This window comes from Rhodovulum viride, from assembly GCF_003265965.1.
Classification (GTDB): Bacteria; Pseudomonadota; Alphaproteobacteria; order Rhodobacterales; family Rhodobacteraceae; genus Rhodovulum; species Rhodovulum kholense.
The window spans coordinates 53,442-69,905 of sequence record NZ_MUAV01000017.1 but is presented as its reverse complement, the minus strand read 5'-3'; the positions used below and the strand labels follow the sequence as shown (position 1 = coordinate 69,905).

Here is a 16,464-nt window from a genome sequence, read left to right as displayed (position 1 = left end):
TCTGTCGGGAAACCTGTTCCGGCCCTCAGCGGCCCCGGGCGAGGTCCAGCGCCTCGGTCAGGGTTTCGCGGTCGCCGACATGATTGGCGAGAATCAGGATCAGCCGCGCATTCAGCGCCTGGCTTTCGGCATCCGAGAGGCCCCTATGGGCGGCCAGAAGCTCGGCGAAGAACCCGTCATGGTCGGGCAGGTTCGGGTCGGTGATCAGTTTCATTCCCGTCCCTCCCACATCGCCCGGATGGCGGCCGAAACCGCCCGGGGCTCGGCCGTCACCCAGCGCGCGGCCACCACCAGATCGGGCCGGATCAGATACAGCGCCCGCTCGGCATCGCCCAGATAGCGGGTCCGAAGCGCGGGATCGGCCCGCACCGACAGCGCCGGAATTTGCAGCCCGTCGGGGGCCGTGCAGTTGATCGCCAGCAGCGTCGGCCCGGGGCCGATCTGGTCCAGCAGCCAGCCATTGCCGATCCGCGCCTCGGGCGCCGCGGCGCCGGGCCGGGCCTCGTCCGGCAGACGCGGGTCGTCGGGTGCGCCGGTCGCATAGATGCAGGGCACGGCCAGCCGTCCGGCATTGACCCATTCGCGGGCAAAGGCGGTCTCGCGGGCCAGCGTCAGCACCTGGTCGCGAAACAGCCGCTCGACCCCCGGGGCGGGCGAGATGAAGCTCGCGGCCCGGGCCGAGTCGCGCAGGTTCTCGTCGGCGGCCTGCACCCGTTCGCGGTTGTAGCTGTCCAGCAGCCGCTCGTCGGCCCGGCCTTCCAGCACGGCGGCCAGCTTCCAGCCCAGGTTCTCGACATCCCGCAACCCGCCATTGGCGCCCCGGGCCGAGAAGGGCGGCACCAGATGCGCGGCATCGCCCAGAAAGATCACCCGGCCATGCACGAACTCGGCCAGCCTGCGGCTTTGGAAGGTGTAGATCGACACCCATTCCAGATCGAAATCGGGGCCCACCACCGCCTGGATGCGCGGGATCACCCGGTCCGGCCGCGCCTCTTCCCCGGCATTGGCCAGGCGCCCCAGCTGCAGGTCGATGCGGTAGACATTGTCGGCCTGGGGCATCAGCATCGCCGACTGGCCGGAATGGAACGAGGGGTCGAACCAGAACCAGCGCTCGGCCGGGAAATCGGCCTCCATCTCGATATCGGCGACCAGAAAGCGTTCTTCGTAGAACTCGCCCTCGAAATCCAGATCCATCAGCGCGCGCGTCAGCGACCGGGCACCATCGCAGGCCAGCAGGTAGTCGGCCGAAAGCCTGTAGGGGCCGTCGGGTGTCTTGACCGACAGCTCGACCCCGGTCTCGTCCTGGTCGACGCCGGTCAGCCGGTTGCGGAAGCGCAGGTCGATCAGCGGCTCGGCCAGCGCGCGCGCGATCAGGATGTCCTCGATATGGTATTGCTGCAGATTGGCGAAGGGCGGGAAGCGGCCGGTGGTCGTCCCGGCCATGTCGAAGCTGAAGATCTCGTCATCGCCGTGGCTGATTCGACCGATGCTCCAGGGTACGGCGCGGGCCATCACCTGATCGACGATCCCGAGCCGCGCGAAAAGCTGCAGGCTGCGCTCGGACCAGACGATGGCGCGCGAGCCGACCATGACCGAGGATTTGTCCTCGAGCACCACCGAGGCGATGCCGAGACGCGCGAGATCCAGCGCCATCGCCAGCCCGACCGGCCCCGCGCCGACCACCACGACGCGGTGGCGCGGTTCGGGTCCGCTCAGCCCGGGCGGCGCGGAATAGGGAAGCGGCTTGTAGTCATAGGGCATCACGCATCCTCCACCGGCGGACCGGGCAGGGACAGGCCCGGGATGCCGACGCGTCGGCGGATTTGCCGGATCGGGAGGCGAAAGAAGGCAACGATTCCGGCGCGACCCTCAGGTCGCCGCGGACGGCCCCTCTCCTCATCGCAGTCTCCCACACCGGTTCTTGTTCTTATCCGCTGTTCGGGCGTTAACCTCTGCTACTCGACTGGTCACTGCAACCGGTTTTTTCACACTAGATTTACAGCCCCGCCGGGATCAGGCTGGCAGCGGGGCCGGGGCGCCGCGTGGCAGAGAGCCCGCCGCACCGGTGGATGAGGGGAGGAGGCCGACAATGACCGGAATTGTGATCCTGGGGGCCGCGCGGACCGCGATCGGCACCTTCGGGGGCAGCCTGGCGGGCGTAGCGCCGATTGCGCTGGGCGCGACGGTGGCGAAAGCCGCGCTGACGCGCGCGAAGCTTCCGGCCGACCGGGTCGGGCATGTGGCCTTCGGGCATGTCATCAATACCGAGCCGCGCGACATGTATCTCAGCCGGGTCGCGGCGCTGGAGGCGGGCGTGCCCGACACGGTGCCCGCGATGAACGTCAACCGGCTGTGCGGGTCGGGGGCGCAGGCCATTGTGTCGGTGGTGCAGGCGCTGATGCTGAACGAGGCCGATTTCGGGCTGGCGGGCGGGGCCGAAAGCATGAGCCGCGCGCCCCATATCCTGCCGGACGCGCGCTGGGGCCGGAAGATGGGCGACACGCCCGCCGCCGACATGATGCTTGGGGCGCTGACCTGCCCGTTCGGAACCGGCCATATGGGCGTGACCGCCGAGAATGTGGCCGCGGCCCATGGCGTGTCGCGGTCCGATCAGGACGCCTTCGCGATGCAGAGCCAGGAGCGTGCGGCCTGGGCCATCGCCGAGGGCCGGTTCGACGCCCAGATCGTTCCGGTCGAGGTGCAGAAGCGGCGCGAGACCGTCGCCTTCAAGGTCGACGAGCACCCCAAGGCCACGAGCCCCGAGGCGCTGGCGGCGCTCCGGCCCGCCTTCCGCAAGGACGGCAGCGTGACGGCGGGCAATGCGAGCGGCCTCAATGACGGGGCCGCGGCGCTGGTTCTGGCGCGCGAGGCGGCGGCCGGGGCGGCCGATCTGGTGCCGCTGGCCCGGGTCGTCGGCTATGCCCATGCCGGGGTGGCGCCCGAGGTGATGGGGATCGGGCCGGTGCCCGCGGTCGAGGCGCTGTGTGCGCGGACCGGTCTGGCGCCGGACGCGTTCGACGTGGTCGAAAGCAACGAGGCATTTGCCGCGCAGGCGCTGGCGGTCAGCCGGATGCTGGGGCTCGACCCGGCGAAGGTGAACCCCAATGGCGGGGCCATCGCGCTGGGCCATCCGGTCGGGGCGACCGGCGCGATCCTGACGGTCAAGGCGATCTACGAACTGGAGCGGACCGGGGCGCGGCGCGCGCTGGTGACCATGTGCATTGGTGGCGGTCAGGGGATCGCGCTGGCGCTGGAACGGATCTGATCCGGCGGAGGCCCCTTCGGGGCCATTCCGTCACTGGGGCGCGCCCCTGCCGGGCGCGCCGGTTCGGGTATTTTTGCCAAGAAGAAAACAGGGGCTGTCAGTCGGTCAGGTGCAGGCGGGCGCGGGCGGCGTGCCCGGCGGCGTCGATGGCCGAGAGCGTCACAAAGCCCGGCCCCGGCGCAGGCAGGGCGGCGGTCCGGTGCCGGAGGCCGGTGGCGAGGGGGCGGCCATCGGCCAGCAGGGTGAAGGGCGGCGTGCCGCCCTCGATCTTGACCGCAAGGGGCGCCCCGTCGAGCGTCAGGTCGGCGCCGTCGGGCGGGAAGGCCAGGCGCAGCGGGTCGGTGCCGGGGCTCTCGCCCGGCCGGGCGAAGCGGCGGAGCGGCGCGGGCAGGGCACTGTTGGCCGCGATCAGCGTGCCGGGCGGGGGCGGGGGCAGCGCCTCGGGCGGCCCGAGTCGGGCGAAGGCGTCGAACAGCAGCGGTGCCGCGCGGTCGGCCCCGAAGGCGCCCGGTACCGGGGTGCCGTCGGGGCGGCCGATCCAGACCGCCACCACATGGCGCCCGTCGAAGCCCACCGCCCAGGCGTCGCGATGGCCGTAGGAGGTGCCGGTCTTGAAGGCGATCCGGCCTTGCGGCGCGCTGGCGGGCGCGGGTACGCCGCGCAGGATGTCGGCGACCTGCCAGGCAGCCTCGGGGGTCAGCACCGGCGGGCCGTCGGCGGCGGGCGCAGCGCCGATGCGCCAGTAAAGCGGCACCGGGCGCCCGCCCTCGGCCAGGGCGGCATAGAGCCGGGCCAGGTCCTCGAGCGTCAGGCCGAGCCCGCCCAGCGCGATGGCGAGCCCGGGCGGGCCGTCGGGCAGGACCGGGCCAGCGCCCGCGCGTTTCAGCCGGGCCAGCAGCCGGGCCGGGCCCAGCGCCTCGGTCAGGGCCACGGCGGGGATGTTGAGCGAGGCCTGAAGGGCGGCGCGGACCGGCAGGGTGCCACGGTAGCGACCGTCGAAATTCGACGGGCGGTAGGTGCCGAAGGCGGTCGGGCGGTCCTCGATCAGGGTTTCGGGATGGGCGAGCCCCTCGGCGAAGGCGAGGCCGTAGATCAGCGGTTTCAGCGTCGAGCCTGGCGAGCGCGTCGCCACCGCCATGTCGACGAAGCCGTCCCGGGCGATGTCGGTGTAATCGGGGCTGCCGATCTCGGCCAGGATCTCGCCGGTCCGGTGATCGGCCACGATCAGCGCCGCCGAGAGCCGCGCCCCCATCGGGCGGACGGTGTCGCGGACAAGCGTTTCCAGCCGCGCCTGCAGGCCCGCATCGAGGGTCAGGCGGTGGATCCGCGCCCCCGGCTCGGCGGCGCGGGCGCGGTCGGCCAGATGGGGCGCAAGCTCGGGGAAGGGGCGGCGGGTCGTGGGCACGGGGACAAGGGCGGCGCGGGCGGCGGTTTCGGGGTCCAGAACGCCCGCCTCTGCCATCCGCGCCAGCACCCGGTCGCGGGAGATCCGGGCGGCGTCGGCCGCGCGGTCGGGGCGGCGGGTTTCGGGCGATTGCGGCAGCGCGACCAGCAGCGCGGCCTCGGCCGGGCCGAGGCGCGCGGGCGGTTTGCCGAACCAGGCGAGGCTTCCGGCCGCGATGCCTTCGAGATTGCCGCCGAAGGGGGCGCGGGCGAGGTAAAGCGCGAGGATGCCGTCCTTGCCGATCCGCCGTTCCAGCGCCAGCGCCACCCGCATCTGCCGGAGCTTGCCCGCCCAGCGCCCGGTGCCGCTGTCTTCCAGCAACCGCGCCGTCTGCATCGACAGGGTCGAGCCGCCCGAGACGATCCGGCCCTGCGCCAGCGCCTGGCCCGCCGCGCGCAGGAGAGCGCGCGCGTCGATGCCGGGATGGGACCGGAACCGGCGGTCCTCATAGGCGACGAGCATCTTCAGATAAAGCGGGTCGACCCCGTCGGGGCTGGCCGCCAGCCGCCAGCGCCCGTCCTCGACGGTATAGGCGCGCAGCAGCGTGCCATGCCGGTCGAGCACCTCGACCGAAGTCTCAGTGGCCAGCGGCGGCAGCACGGTCGCGTCGATCCAGCGGTCAACGGCATCGCGCGCGGCGGCGCCGAGGAACAGCACCGCCGCCAGCGCGGGCAGAAGCGCCCTCATGGCGTGACGCTGGCGCGACCCGCATCGGTCCAGGCGCGGCGGTCGGGGCGGTACATGTCCTCGACGCTGGCCGCAGGGGCGCGATAGGTCCCGGGCGCGGTGGCGCGCAGGATATAGGCCAGCCGGAACGGATCGGCCGACCCCCAGTCGATGGCGGCAAGAAACCGGTCCTGCCTTGCCTCGCTGTGTTGCACCTCGGCGGTGGTGCCAAGCCAGTCGAGCGCCCGGATGTCGCCCGCTCGAAGCAGGTTCGGGTTGTCGATCTCGAAGCCCGCCGGGATCGGGTCCGAGACCATCAGCCGGGCCTGATCGGCCGAGAAGGGCGTGACCTCCAGAACCGTCACGATCCGGGTGCCCTGCGGCACGGCGTCAAGCGTGACCGGATCGCCTTCCAGCGTGTAGTGCTGTCGCGAGATGGCATAGCCATTGCCGCCCGCGGGGTCCGGCACCTCGGGCACGCCGAAGCTGGTGACGGTCAGCGTCTCGGCGCGGCCGCTTGCATTGCCCAGCACCGCCGGGCCATCGCCGGGGGCCAGAAGCCGCACCAGCGGTCCGGTCAGGGGCGCGCCGTTCAGCGTGAAGCCCTCTGCCCCGGGGCGGTCGATCAACTCGTGGGTGGCCAGCAGCATCCAGCTGGCCTCCTGGGTCGATAGCGGCCGGTCGGTCGCCGCCAGATAGCCGGTCAGCGCGTCGCGGTCGACGGCGGTGCTGCCGGCGGCGAGGGCCAGCGTCAGAAGCCCCGCCGCGTCGCGCAGGTCGGTGCCGTAATCGGTGCGCCAGACCGGCGGCTCGTCCCGGCCAATCCGCCCGGCCATCATCCGGGCGGCGCGGGCGAACATCAGATCGGCCCGCGTCGGGTCGCCATAGGCGGCCAGCGCCGCGCCAAGCTGCCCGGCGGCCAGCGGCGTCGCGAAGGCCTCGGCCCTGGTGTCGACATAGTAGCGCAGATCGGCCATCGCGGCCTTGCCCTCGCGCGCCAGCACCATCAGCGCATAGGCGATATCCTCGCCGCCATCGTCGAAATCGGGCGCGTAATTGACCCGGTTCTGCAGGTTGTCGAGCGCCATTCCGAAGGCCCGGTCGGGCACCGTCACGCCCTGCGCGCGGGCGCGCGACAGGAAATCGGTGACATAGGCGTCGAGCCAGAAATCGCCCTCGCCCGGGGCCCAGAGCCCGAACCCGCCCGAGGGCGACTGGTTGGCCAGCACCTCGGTCACCGCCTGATCCAGCCGCTCGGCCAGCCGGTCGCGGGTGACAAGCCCCAGCGCCTCGGCCACCTGGTCGAGATAGAGCAGCGGCAGCGCCTTCGACGTCACCTGCTCGGTGCAGCCATAGGGATAGCGGTCGAGGCCGGCCAGCAGCCCCGCCGCATCGAGCCGCGCGATCGGGCCAAGCGCCAGCGTCGCGCGCCCGGTCCCGGGCAGCATGTCGGCGAACAAGGCGTCATCGGCGGTGAAGCTTTGTCCGTCGGCGAGGGTAAAGCGCGAGGTCCGCACGACCTCTGGGTCGGTGACCTCGACCGGCAGCGTCAGGATCCGGCTCAACACCTTGCCATCGGGCGTGGTCAGGGCGACCTCGACATGGTGAACCCCCGGCATGCCCGCCTTGATCGGGATCGACAGCGCGGTCTTGCCGCCCTCGGCCAGCTCGACCGCCTCGGGGATCGCGGCCGGATCGAGGGTGACGCCCTCGGCAGTGACGCTCAGCGGCATCCGTCCGGCCGGGCCTTCGGCATGGACAAGCTCCAGCAGCAGGCGGCCTTCGTCGCCGGGCGCGAGGAAGCGCGGCAGGCTTGCCGTCACCACCACCGGATCGCGGATCAGGATATCGGCCTCGGCCTGACCGACCCCGGTCGGCGACCAGGCGACCGCCATCAGCCGGAGCGTGCCGTTGAAGGCCGGGATGTCGAGCCGGGCACGGGCGATCCCGTCCGCGCCCACCGTCACCGGCCCCGAGAACAGCGCGACCAGTTCCTCGGTCGGGGGCGGCGCCTGCCGCCGCATCCCGGCCGTGCCGTCGCCGCCCGAGCGCACCGTGCCCATGGCGCCGTTCAGCCCGTCGATGAGCCGCCCGTAGACGTCGCGCAGTCCCATCCCGAGCTTTCGCTGCCCGAAATAGTGATTGTCCGGGTCGGGGCTGGCAAAGCCCGTGACATTCAGGATGCCCAGATCGACGGCGGCGATTGTGGCATATGCGGTTTGGCCCGGAGCGATGCCCTCGACCTTCAGCGCGATGTCGAGCGGCTGGCGCGGCTCGGCCTCGGCCGGGACCTCGAAGGCGGCGGCCAGACGGTGCGGGCCGGGGTCGACCGCGGCATGGGCCAGACCCAGCGCCCGGGTCGGGTTATGGCCCGCGGGCAGGTCCATCGGCCGGATCAGGGTCGCGGCGACATAGGCCCCCGACCCCCAGTCGTCTGTCACGGGCAGGCGGAGGACGTTCTCGCCCTCGGTCAGATCGACCGGCACCATGTCGATCAGCCGGTTCGACATCACCGTGACCAGCCCCTTGCCGGCCTGGCGCGGCACGATCCTCAGCGTCGCGGTCTCGCCGGGGCGATAGGCGGGCTTGTCCAGGGACAGCTCCAGCATGTCGGGCGTGGTGCTGGCATCGGCGGGCGCGTACCAGCCGGCATCGAAGGCGACCGCGGCCTCGGCCCAGGCGCCCTCGCGGCGCTCGGCCACCAGCTCGTAGCGCCCCCAGCGCACCGGCACCGCGATAGAGGCGCGGCCGTCCTCGGGCCGGGTCTCGCCTTCGGAGATGCGCTCGCGGGTGGTGATCGGCTCCCACCGCCAGTCGCCATCGACGCGGTACCACTGATAGCGGGTCTCGACCCGGTTCAGCGCCCAGTGGAGCGGCGTGTTCTCGGGACGGCCGTCGGTCCCGAGCGCGATCAGGTCGAACCCGGCCTCGGCGCCTTCGGGCAGGTCGCCGTCAAAGCGCGGCTTGATCCCGACCATCGGGCCGGACGGCACGACGGGGCGGGTGAGGCTGCGTTCGACCGGGCGCCCCGAGCCTTCGGACAGGCGCAGGGTGATCCGGGCCTCGACCGGCTTGCCCTCGGTCCTGAGGGTGGGCAGCGACAGCCCGATCCGGGCCTGTCCGGCCGCATCGGTACGGCCCGCGCCTTCGATCGCGGCCATCGCGGGCGCGACCGAGGCATCGTAGCGGCCGAAGACAAAGCCCGGATAGGCGGGCAGACCCGAGACGGCGGCCAGGCGCACCTCGCCCTCGATGGGCAGATCGGCGCCGGGAGCCCCGAAAAGATAGCGTGCCTCGACCGACAGCAGCGGCGGGGCGGCGGGGTCGATGGCTGCCTCGGGCAGGCCCAGCTCGAAGTCGATCCGTTCGGGCAGGAAATCCTCGACCAGGATCTTGGACGAGGCCAGCGCAGGCGCCTCGGGGTCGGCATAGAGATCGAGCGTCCAGGTGCCGCGCGGTGCGGTTCCGGCGATGTCCAGATCGAAGACATGGCCGCCCGCGATGCCGCCCGGCGACAGCTGGCGGGCATGTTCCAGCCCGTCGGGGCGCGACAGGATCGCAGTCAGCGGCAGATCGGCGATGGCCTCGGCCCGGTCGTCGCGCGTCAGCGCGGTGGCATGCACGGTCTCGCCGGTGCGGTAGGCGCCACGATCGGTGGTCAGGAAGACGTCGATGGGCGGCGCGGGCTCGCGGCCCTCGACACCCCGGTCCGACAGGTCGAATTCGGGATCGGTCAGCGACAGGAAAGCGATGTCGGCGGTCCCGTCCTCGGCGGTCAGCATGGCGGGGGCCGCGCCCGCGCGCCCGCGCGTGAGCCCCGGTTCGAACCGCGCATAGCCTTGTTCGTCGGTGGTGGCACTGCCCAGAACCTCGTTCGCGCGGGACAGCAGCGAGACCTTGACCCCGGCCTTGGGCTCGGCACTGCCAAGCGCGCGCACGAAGACATGCAGCCCGTCGGTGCCGCTCATGCTGGCAAGCCCCAGATCGGACAGCACGAACCACTGGGTCGCGGCAGGCACGTCATAGGGGTCCTCGCCGGGGATCGCGGCCTTCAGCGCATAGATCCCGGCGGGCTGGCCCGCCAGCGCCTCGTCGAGCGGCAGCCGCGTGGTCACGTCGCGGTTGAGATCGCGCCCGACCTCGGCGGTTCCCGACCAGACCTTTTCGGCCAGATCGGTCGAGACGGTCTCTTCCTCCCAGGGCGACAGCGGCTCGCCGAAATAGCCGTTCTGCACAGACCGCAGTAGGTTCCGGTCGGACATCCGGTAAAGCGTCAGATCGAGCCGGTCGGAATTGACGGTGACGACGGGCAGGGCGGTGCCGCCTGCTTTCGGCAGCACATAGGCGCGGCCCGGAAACCGGACCGAGGGGCTGCGGTCGCGCACATACTGGGTCAGCGTCACGGGCTTGGCCAGCGTCTCGCCGCTTGCTGCAGGCAGACCGGCGCGGAAAGTCAGCCGGTAGGTTTCGCCATGGCTCAGCCCCTCGACGCACAGCCGCCGGTCCTCGGCGGTTACGGCCAGGCCCGGGTCGGGCAATTGCACGAAGGGGGCGTAATCGATCCGGGCCTTGACCAGGTTTTCGGAGAATTCGGCGCAGATCCGGGGTCGGGCGGCATCGCTTTCGACCACGGTTCCGGTGATCCGGAAGCCGTATTTGCCGATGGCCTCGTCCAGCCGCGCGGTCAGCTCGTCCCGGGGGGCGAGATCCCGGGCCAGCCGCAGCGCCGGGATCATGTCGCGGCCACGGCCGAGATCCTCGAGCGCGCCAGCCATCACCTCGAGCGCGCGGGCCCGCACGGCCGGGGCGCCACCGCGCAGATAGGCGTTGACCGCCGCCGAAAGGGCGTCGCCACGGGCGCTGCTGTCCTCGGGCGACAGCGCGGCCGAGGCGGCGGCATAGTCGGTCCAGGCGGCGGCATCGTCGCTGAGCGCCACCGCGGCGCCCAGCAGGCGGCGCGCTTCGGTCGGGCGGTTCGCGGCGCGGGCAGAGGTCGCCGCGCGGCGCAGTTCCTCCAGTGTGGCGCCATCGACCGGATGGTCCTGCGGCAGTTTCTCGGCCTGCGCGCGGGCCTCGGCCAGATCGCTGGCGCGCAGGAAGTCCAGTTCGGCCGCGCGGGCCGGGGCGGCGGCGAGAACCGCCGGGTCGGTCGCCACGATCCGGGCCGAGACGGCCCCGGAATAGGGCGTAGGCGCCTCGGCCCGGGACTTGGGGAAACAGGCGCTGGAACGGGCGTTGAAGGTGAAGGCGGCGCAGCGCGCATCGCTCAGGCAGGCGCGCAGGCAGCCCGGCAAGCTGGTGTCGAGAAGGGTCCGAAGATCGCCGCCCGGAAAGTCCATGTCGCGCCACAGCACGGCGCGGCGGTCGGGCAGCGGGCTGCCCTCGGACTGGGCCAAGGACTGGGCGGCCGCGCCGGTCGTCAGGGTTGCAAGGGCGGTGAGGGCAAGGGCCAGAAGGGCGGCTGAACGGGCCATCGAGGCCTCCTCGTCAGGCTGAAATTGCCGGGATGCTGACACGTCACGCGCGTATTTGGCAAGGATTCCCGGCCGCGTTAATCGGCTGTTCACCGTGACGCGCCCAATACCGGAGAAACGATTACCAGGGGTCCGGAATGGATCTGCATGACAAGCTGGCCAAGGAACGGCGCGCCCGTCTGGCGGCAGAACGCCTGCTGGAACAGAAAAGCCGCGAGCTGTTCGAAGCGAACCGCCGTCTGGCGCTGCATGCCCGTGCCCTGTCCGAAGAGATCGTCCAGACCCGCCAGACCGCCGAGGAACTGCGCGGCCGCAACAACAAGGTGATGAGCGAACTGGCCGAGGTCTCGAAGGCCTTCACCGTGGCCAAGCAGCGGCTCTGGGACTCGCTCGAAACCGTCAAGGACGGCTTTTCGCTGTTCGATGCCGACGACCGGCTGGTGATCGCCAACAATGCCTTCTTCGAGCTGTTCGAGGGGCTCGAGGCGGTCGCGCCCGGCGCGCGCTATGACGAGATCATCCGGCTGGCGGTCGAGGAGGGGCTGTTCGACATCGGCGACGAACGCCCGCAGGAATTCGCCGAGGATCTGCTGTCGCGCTGGCATCTCGATCCGGTGCCCTCGCGGGTGGTCCGGCTCTGGACCGGCGAATACATCAAGCTGATCGACCGCCGCACACCCTCGGGCGATATGGTCTGCCTCGGCATCAACATCACCGACATGATGCGGATGTGGGCCTCGGTCGAGGCGATCCCCGACGCCTTCGTGCTGTACGACTACGAAGACCGGCTGGTGATGTGCAACGACCGCTACCGCGAGTTCTATGCCGAAAGCGCCGAGGCCATGGTCCCGGGGGCCAGGTTCGAGGACGTGCTGCGTCACGGTCTGGCACATGGCCAGTATCCCGAGGCCCTGGGCCGCGAGGAAGAGTGGCTGACCGAGCGGATGACCAACCACCAGAAGCCCGGGGCGCCGGTCGAGCAGCGGCTGGCCGACGGGCGCTGGCTGCGCATCCTCGAACAGCGCACCCCCGATGGCGGGATCGTCGGGCTTCGGGTCGACATCACCGAGCAGAAGCGCCAGCAGGAGGCGCTGGATCAGGCCCGCGTCGCCGCCGAGGCCGCGAACCGCGCCAAGTCGGCCTTCCTCGCCAACATGAGCCACGAGCTGCGGACCCCGATGAACGGCGTGGTCGGCATGGCCGAACTGTTGTGCGAAACCGACATGTCCGAAGAACAGCGGCTTTACGCCCATACCATCCGCGAGTCGGGCGAGGCGCTTCTGGGGCTTTTGAACGACGTGCTCGATTATTCCAAGATCGAGGCCGACAAGCTGACCCTGCATCCCGAACCCTTCGATCTGGAACGGATCATCCACGAGGTGGTGATGCTGCTGCAGGCTCCGGCCCGGGACAAGCAGCTCGACATGCTGATCGATTACGACATCTTCCTGCCCACGCGCTTCGTGGGCGACGGGGTGCGGGTGCGGCAGATCCTCACCAACCTCGTCGGCAATGCGGTCAAGTTCACCGAGGAAGGCCATGTGCTGGTGCGTGTCGTTGGCATCGAGGACGCGCCCGGCAGCTACCAGATCCACCTGATCGTGGAGGATACCGGCATCGGCATCTCTCCCGATCTGCAAGAGCATATCTTCGGCGAGTTCAACCAGGTCGACGACCAGGAGAACCGCAAGTTCGAGGGCACCGGGCTGGGCCTCGCCATCACCAAGCGGCTGGTGGGCATGATGGAGGGCGAGATCTGGCTGGTCTCGGAAAAGGGCGAAGGCGCCTGTTTCGGCATCCGCCTGACGCTTCCGGTCTGCGAAGAGGCCGACGACCTGCCGGTTGCGCCCGCCATCGGCGCGCGGCGGGTGCTGGTGGTCGACGATCAGGAGGTGAACCGCACCATCCTCGAACGCCAGCTGGCCCAGCTGGGGCTGGAGGTGGTTTCCCATATCTGCGGCGAACTCGCGCTTCAGGACGCCCAGGGTTTCGATCTTGTCATAACCGATCACCGCATGCCCGGGATGGACGGCATGTCCTTCGCGCGGGCGCTGCGCGACGGCGGCTATGCGGGTCCGATCCTGATGCTGTCCTCGAACCCGATGCGGATGCGCGCGACCGACGATCCCCAGTCGAGCGGGATCGACATGGTGCTGCAAAAGCCGCTGCTGCGGCGCGCGCTTTTCGAGGCGGTGGCGAAGCTTGCGCCGCCCGGACCGGCCACCGCCGCCCCCGCCGCGCTGCCTGCGCCGGACGCCTCGACCGGTGATCCGGCACCGGGCGGCGTCCTCCCGATGCGGGTGCTCGCGGCCGAGGACAACCGCACGAACCGGCTGGTTCTGGAAAAGATGCTGGGCGGGCTCGCGCTCGAGATCCGCTTTGCCAAGGACGGGAACGAGGCGGTCGACGCCTTCGCCGAGGCCCGCCCCGACCTGATCCTGATGGACATCTCGATGCCGGGCTGCGACGGCAAGGAAGCCACGCGCCGGATCCGCGCGCTCGAGGCCGGAACCGGGGTCGCGCCGGTGCCGGTGATCGCGCTGACCGCCCATGCACTCAGCGGCGATGTCCTCGAGATCCTCGAAGCCGGGCTTGACGGCTGCCTGACCAAGCCCTTGCGCAAGGCCGAGATCGTCGAGACGCTGGAGGCCTACCGCCCCGACAACCGCCTGCCGATCCTGCCGGGGGCGGCGGCGGGGGAGGCGTGAGCCGGGCTTTCCGTCAGGAGTCGCCGTCCCGCAGGAAGACGAGCGTGCTGTCGTCGGACACCTCGGGCCGGAACCGGTAGCCGCCCGCGTCGAAATCCTTCAGGCCCTCGGGGGCGGTCAGGCGGCGTTCGACGATGAAGCGCGCCATCGCGCCCCGCGCCTTCTTGGCATAGAAGCTGACGATCTTCGGCCCCGAGGGGCGTTCCTCGAAAAAGACCGGCGTGACGACCTTGGGCCTTAGTGCGGTCCGGTCGGCAGCGGTGAAGTATTCCTTGCTGGCGCAGTTCACCAGAAAGTGCGTGCCCGCCGCCTCGGCCGCGCGGTTCAGCGCCTCGGCGACCCGGTCGCCCCAGAAATCGTACAGGCAGGCGCCCTTTTCGGTCGCCAGACGGCTGCCCATTTCCAGCCGGTGCGGCTGGATCGCATCGAGCGGTCGCAAAAGCCCGTAAAGCCCCGACAGGATGCGCAGATGGCCTTGGGCATAGCGCAGGTCATCGGGATCGAGCGATCCGGCATCGAGCCCGGCATAGGTATCGCCGTCGAAAAGATGGACGGCGGGTTTCACCGCCTCGGAATCGGGGTCCGCCTGAAACCCCGCGAACCGTCCGGCGTTCAGACAGGCGAGGCTGTCGCTGATATGCATGAGCCCGCGCAGGTCGTCGGGCGAAAGCCGCGCCGCCACCCCGGCCAGATGGGTGGCTTCAGCCTGAAACTCGGGCCGCGTCGTCTGGCCGACATCGGGACCGGGCTTCTCGTCAAGCCGTTTGGCGGGCGAAATCACCACAAGCATGGGGAACCTCCTGCAACCTCGCGCGACTGATAGCAGCCCTGCGGCCGGGGTAAAGGCGCCTCAGCCCTCGGCCAGCACGTCGAGGAAGGCCGCGCCGAAGCGGTCGGCCCGGCGTTCGCCCAGAAGCCGGGTCAGCGTGCCCATGTCCGAGGGCCGGATCTCGGCCAGCTTGGCCACCTGCGAGGCAGAACAACTGAGCGGCTTTTCGCAGCCATCCTCGCCCCGGGCGAGCCTGTTCTGCGCGGCCATCAGCCGGTCGTAAAGCGAGGCCGCCCCGCCGCCCGCCAGCTTGCGCCGGGCGGGGTGGGGCATCTCGGCCTCGGCGCCGGTGACGACCTTCAGGAAGTCGGCGCCATAGCGCTCGAGCTTGGTGGCCCCGACGCCCGAGACCCGCGCCATGGCGTCGAGGCTGGCGGGGCGGGTCTCGGCCATCTCGATCAGGGTGCGGTCGGTGAAGATGATATAGGCGGGCACGCCCGCAGCCTCGGCCAGCGCCCGGCGCTTGGCCTTCAGCGCCGACAAGAGCGGCGCGTCCTCCTCGCTGACCAGCATCCTGACGGCGGGCCGGGCGGCGGCGGCCGCGGCGATGGTGTCGCGGCGCAGCTCGATCGTCGCCTCGCCCTTCAGGATCGGGCGTGCCGGGTCCATCATCCGGAGCGCGCCGTGGCGTTCGGGATCGGGGCGCACCAGATCGCGGCCCATCATCTGGCGGAACACGGCCTGCCAGCCGCGCTTGTCGAATTCGCGCCCGACGCCGTAGGTCGGCAGCTTGTCATGGCCGCGCTCGCGGATCTTGGCGGTATCGGCCCCGGTGAGAATGTCGATCAGATGGCCGGTGCCGAAATATTCGCCCGTCCGCAGCATCGCCGAAAGCGCCTTGCGCACCGCCTCGGTGGCGTCGAAGCGTTCCGGCGGGCTGTCGCACAGATCGCAATGCCCGCAAGGCGCAGCCTCTTCGCCGAAATAGCCCAGCAGCGTCTGGCGGCGGCAATCGAGCGCCTCGGCCAGCCCCAGCAGCGCGTTCAGCCGGGCATGATCGGCGGCGCGGCGTTCGGGGGGCGCCGGGCTTTCGTCGATCTGGGTCCGGCGCAGGCGGATGTCGTCGGGGCCATAAAGCGTCAGCGTCTCGGCCGGCGCCCCGTCGCGGCCCGCACGGCCGATTTCCTGGTAATAGGCCTCGATCGACTTGGGCAGGTCGGCATGGGCGACCCAGCGGATATCTGGCTTGTCGATGCCCATCCCGAAGGCGACGGTCGCGACCACGATCAGCCCGTCCTCGGTCTGGAACCGTGCCTCGACCGCGCGGCGGTCCTGGGCCTCCATGCCCCCGTGATAGGAACAGGCGCTGTGGCCCGCCTGTTCCAAAGCGGCGGCAAGACTTTCGGTCTTGGCCCGCGTTGCGCAATAGACGATGCCCGACTGGCCCTTGCGGGCAGCGGCATAGGCCAGGATCTGGCGGCGAGGCTGGTCCTTGGGGCTGAACGCGAGCCGGATATTCGGGCGGTCGAAACCGCGCAGGAAGGTTTCCGGCGCCTCGCCGTCGAACAGCCGGGTCACGATCTCGGCCCGGGTCTCGGCATCGGCGGTGGCGGTGAAGGCCGCCAGCGGCACGTTCAGCGCCCGGCGCAGCTCGCCGATGCGCAGGTAGTCGGGGCGGAAATCATGGCCCCACTGGCTGACGCAATGGGCCTCGTCGACCGCGATCAGCCCGACGCCGATCCGGCGCAGCATGTTGGCGGTGCCGCCCGAGGCCAGCCGCTCGGGCGCCATGTACAGAAGCTTCAGCCGCCCGGCCTCGAGCGCCTCGAACACCGCGCGGGTTTCCTCGTCGGTATTGCCCGAGGTCAGCGCGCCTGCGGGCACCCCCGCCTCGGTCAGCCCGCGCACCTGGTCGCGCATCAGCGCGATCAGCGGCGATATTACCACCGTCACCCCGTCGCGCAGCAGCGCCGGAAGCTGAAAGCACAGCGACTTGCCGCCGCCCGTCGGCATGATCGCAAGGGTGTTGCGGCCCGAGGCCACGGCCTCGACGATGTCCTGCTGGCCGGGACGGAAGGCGTCGAAGCCGAAGATCGACTGCAAAAGGGCGTGGGGGCGGTCCATGGTTTCCATGGTAT

General features: G+C 70.8%; 8 protein-coding genes. 2 read left to right on the top strand and 6 right to left on the bottom strand.

Going from position 1 to position 16,464, the window contains the following annotated elements:
- Positions 1-25: 25 nt before the first annotated feature.
- Both BYZ73_RS14505 and BYZ73_RS14500 read right to left on the bottom strand, forming a co-directional pair.
- Positions 26-214 (bottom strand): DUF2783 domain-containing protein, encoded by a 189-nt coding sequence (locus tag BYZ73_RS14505; protein WP_075783875.1) that lies wholly within the window; start codon positions 212-214, stop codon positions 26-28.
- Positions 211-1,761, bottom strand: a complete 1,551-nt coding sequence (locus BYZ73_RS14500; protein WP_112316499.1) for an FAD-dependent monooxygenase — start codon at positions 1,759-1,761, stop codon at positions 211-213. The genes BYZ73_RS14505 and BYZ73_RS14500 overlap by 4 nt, the downstream gene beginning before the upstream one ends.
- 328 nt (positions 1,762-2,089) lie before the next feature.
- Between BYZ73_RS14500 and bktB the strand changes: the two genes are divergently transcribed.
- Positions 2,090-3,265: a beta-ketothiolase BktB gene (bktB, locus tag BYZ73_RS14495; RefSeq protein WP_112316498.1), complete on the top strand. Its 1,176-nt coding sequence runs from the start codon at positions 2,090-2,092 to the stop codon at positions 3,263-3,265.
- 97 nt (positions 3,266-3,362) lie between these two features.
- Here bktB and pbpC read toward each other — a convergent pair whose 3' ends face one another.
- Both pbpC and BYZ73_RS14485 read right to left on the bottom strand, forming a co-directional pair.
- The gene (gene pbpC / locus BYZ73_RS14490) at positions 3,363-5,396 is read right to left on the bottom strand and encodes a penicillin-binding protein 1C (RefSeq protein WP_112316497.1); all 2,034 of its coding nucleotides are present in this window, start codon (positions 5,394-5,396) and stop codon (positions 3,363-3,365) included.
- Positions 5,393-10,849: an alpha-2-macroglobulin family protein gene (locus BYZ73_RS14485; RefSeq protein WP_112316496.1), complete on the bottom strand. Its 5,457-nt coding sequence runs from the start codon at positions 10,847-10,849 to the stop codon at positions 5,393-5,395. The genes pbpC and BYZ73_RS14485 overlap by 4 nt, the downstream gene beginning before the upstream one ends.
- 137 nt (positions 10,850-10,986) lie before the next feature.
- On the opposite strand from BYZ73_RS14485, the gene BYZ73_RS14480 reads away from it, so the two are divergent.
- The gene (locus BYZ73_RS14480; protein ID WP_112316495.1) at positions 10,987-13,557 is read left to right on the top strand and encodes a response regulator; all 2,571 of its coding nucleotides are present in this window, start codon (positions 10,987-10,989) and stop codon (positions 13,555-13,557) included.
- Positions 13,558-13,570: 13 nt separating this feature from the next.
- Here the strand turns inward: BYZ73_RS14480 and yaaA are convergent, their stop codons facing one another.
- Positions 13,571-14,347, bottom strand: coding sequence for a peroxide stress protein YaaA (gene yaaA, locus BYZ73_RS14475; RefSeq protein ID WP_112316494.1), 777 nt, complete (start codon positions 14,345-14,347; stop codon positions 13,571-13,573).
- A gap of 60 nt (positions 14,348-14,407) precedes the next feature.
- On the bottom strand, positions 14,408-16,450 hold the full coding sequence (recQ, locus tag BYZ73_RS14470) for a DNA helicase RecQ (RefSeq protein WP_181498067.1): 2,043 nt from the start codon (positions 16,448-16,450) through the stop codon (positions 14,408-14,410).
- Between the last annotated feature and the right edge of the window lie 14 nt (positions 16,451-16,464).

Excerpts from the sequence above, each read along its gene's own strand:
- BYZ73_RS14505 (WP_075783875.1), bottom strand. The coding sequence starts at position 214 with ATGAAACTGATCACCGACCCGAACCTGCCCGACCATGACGGGTTCTTC.
- BYZ73_RS14500 (WP_112316499.1), bottom strand. The coding sequence starts at position 1,761 with ATGCCCTATGACTACAAGCCGCTTCCCTATTCCGCGCCGCCCGGGCTG.
- bktB (WP_112316498.1), top strand. The coding sequence starts at position 2,090 with ATGACCGGAATTGTGATCCTGGGGGCCGCGCGGACCGCGATCGGCACC.
- pbpC (WP_112316497.1), bottom strand. The coding sequence starts at position 5,396 with ATGAGGGCGCTTCTGCCCGCGCTGGCGGCGGTGCTGTTCCTCGGCGCC.
- BYZ73_RS14485 (WP_112316496.1), bottom strand. The coding sequence starts at position 10,849 with ATGGCCCGTTCAGCCGCCCTTCTGGCCCTTGCCCTCACCGCCCTTGCA.
- BYZ73_RS14480 (WP_112316495.1), top strand. The coding sequence starts at position 10,987 with ATGGATCTGCATGACAAGCTGGCCAAGGAACGGCGCGCCCGTCTGGCG.
- yaaA (WP_112316494.1), bottom strand. The coding sequence starts at position 14,347 with ATGCTTGTGGTGATTTCGCCCGCCAAACGGCTTGACGAGAAGCCCGGT.
- recQ (WP_181498067.1), bottom strand. The coding sequence starts at position 16,450 with ATGGACCGCCCCCACGCCCTTTTGCAGTCGATCTTCGGCTTCGACGCC.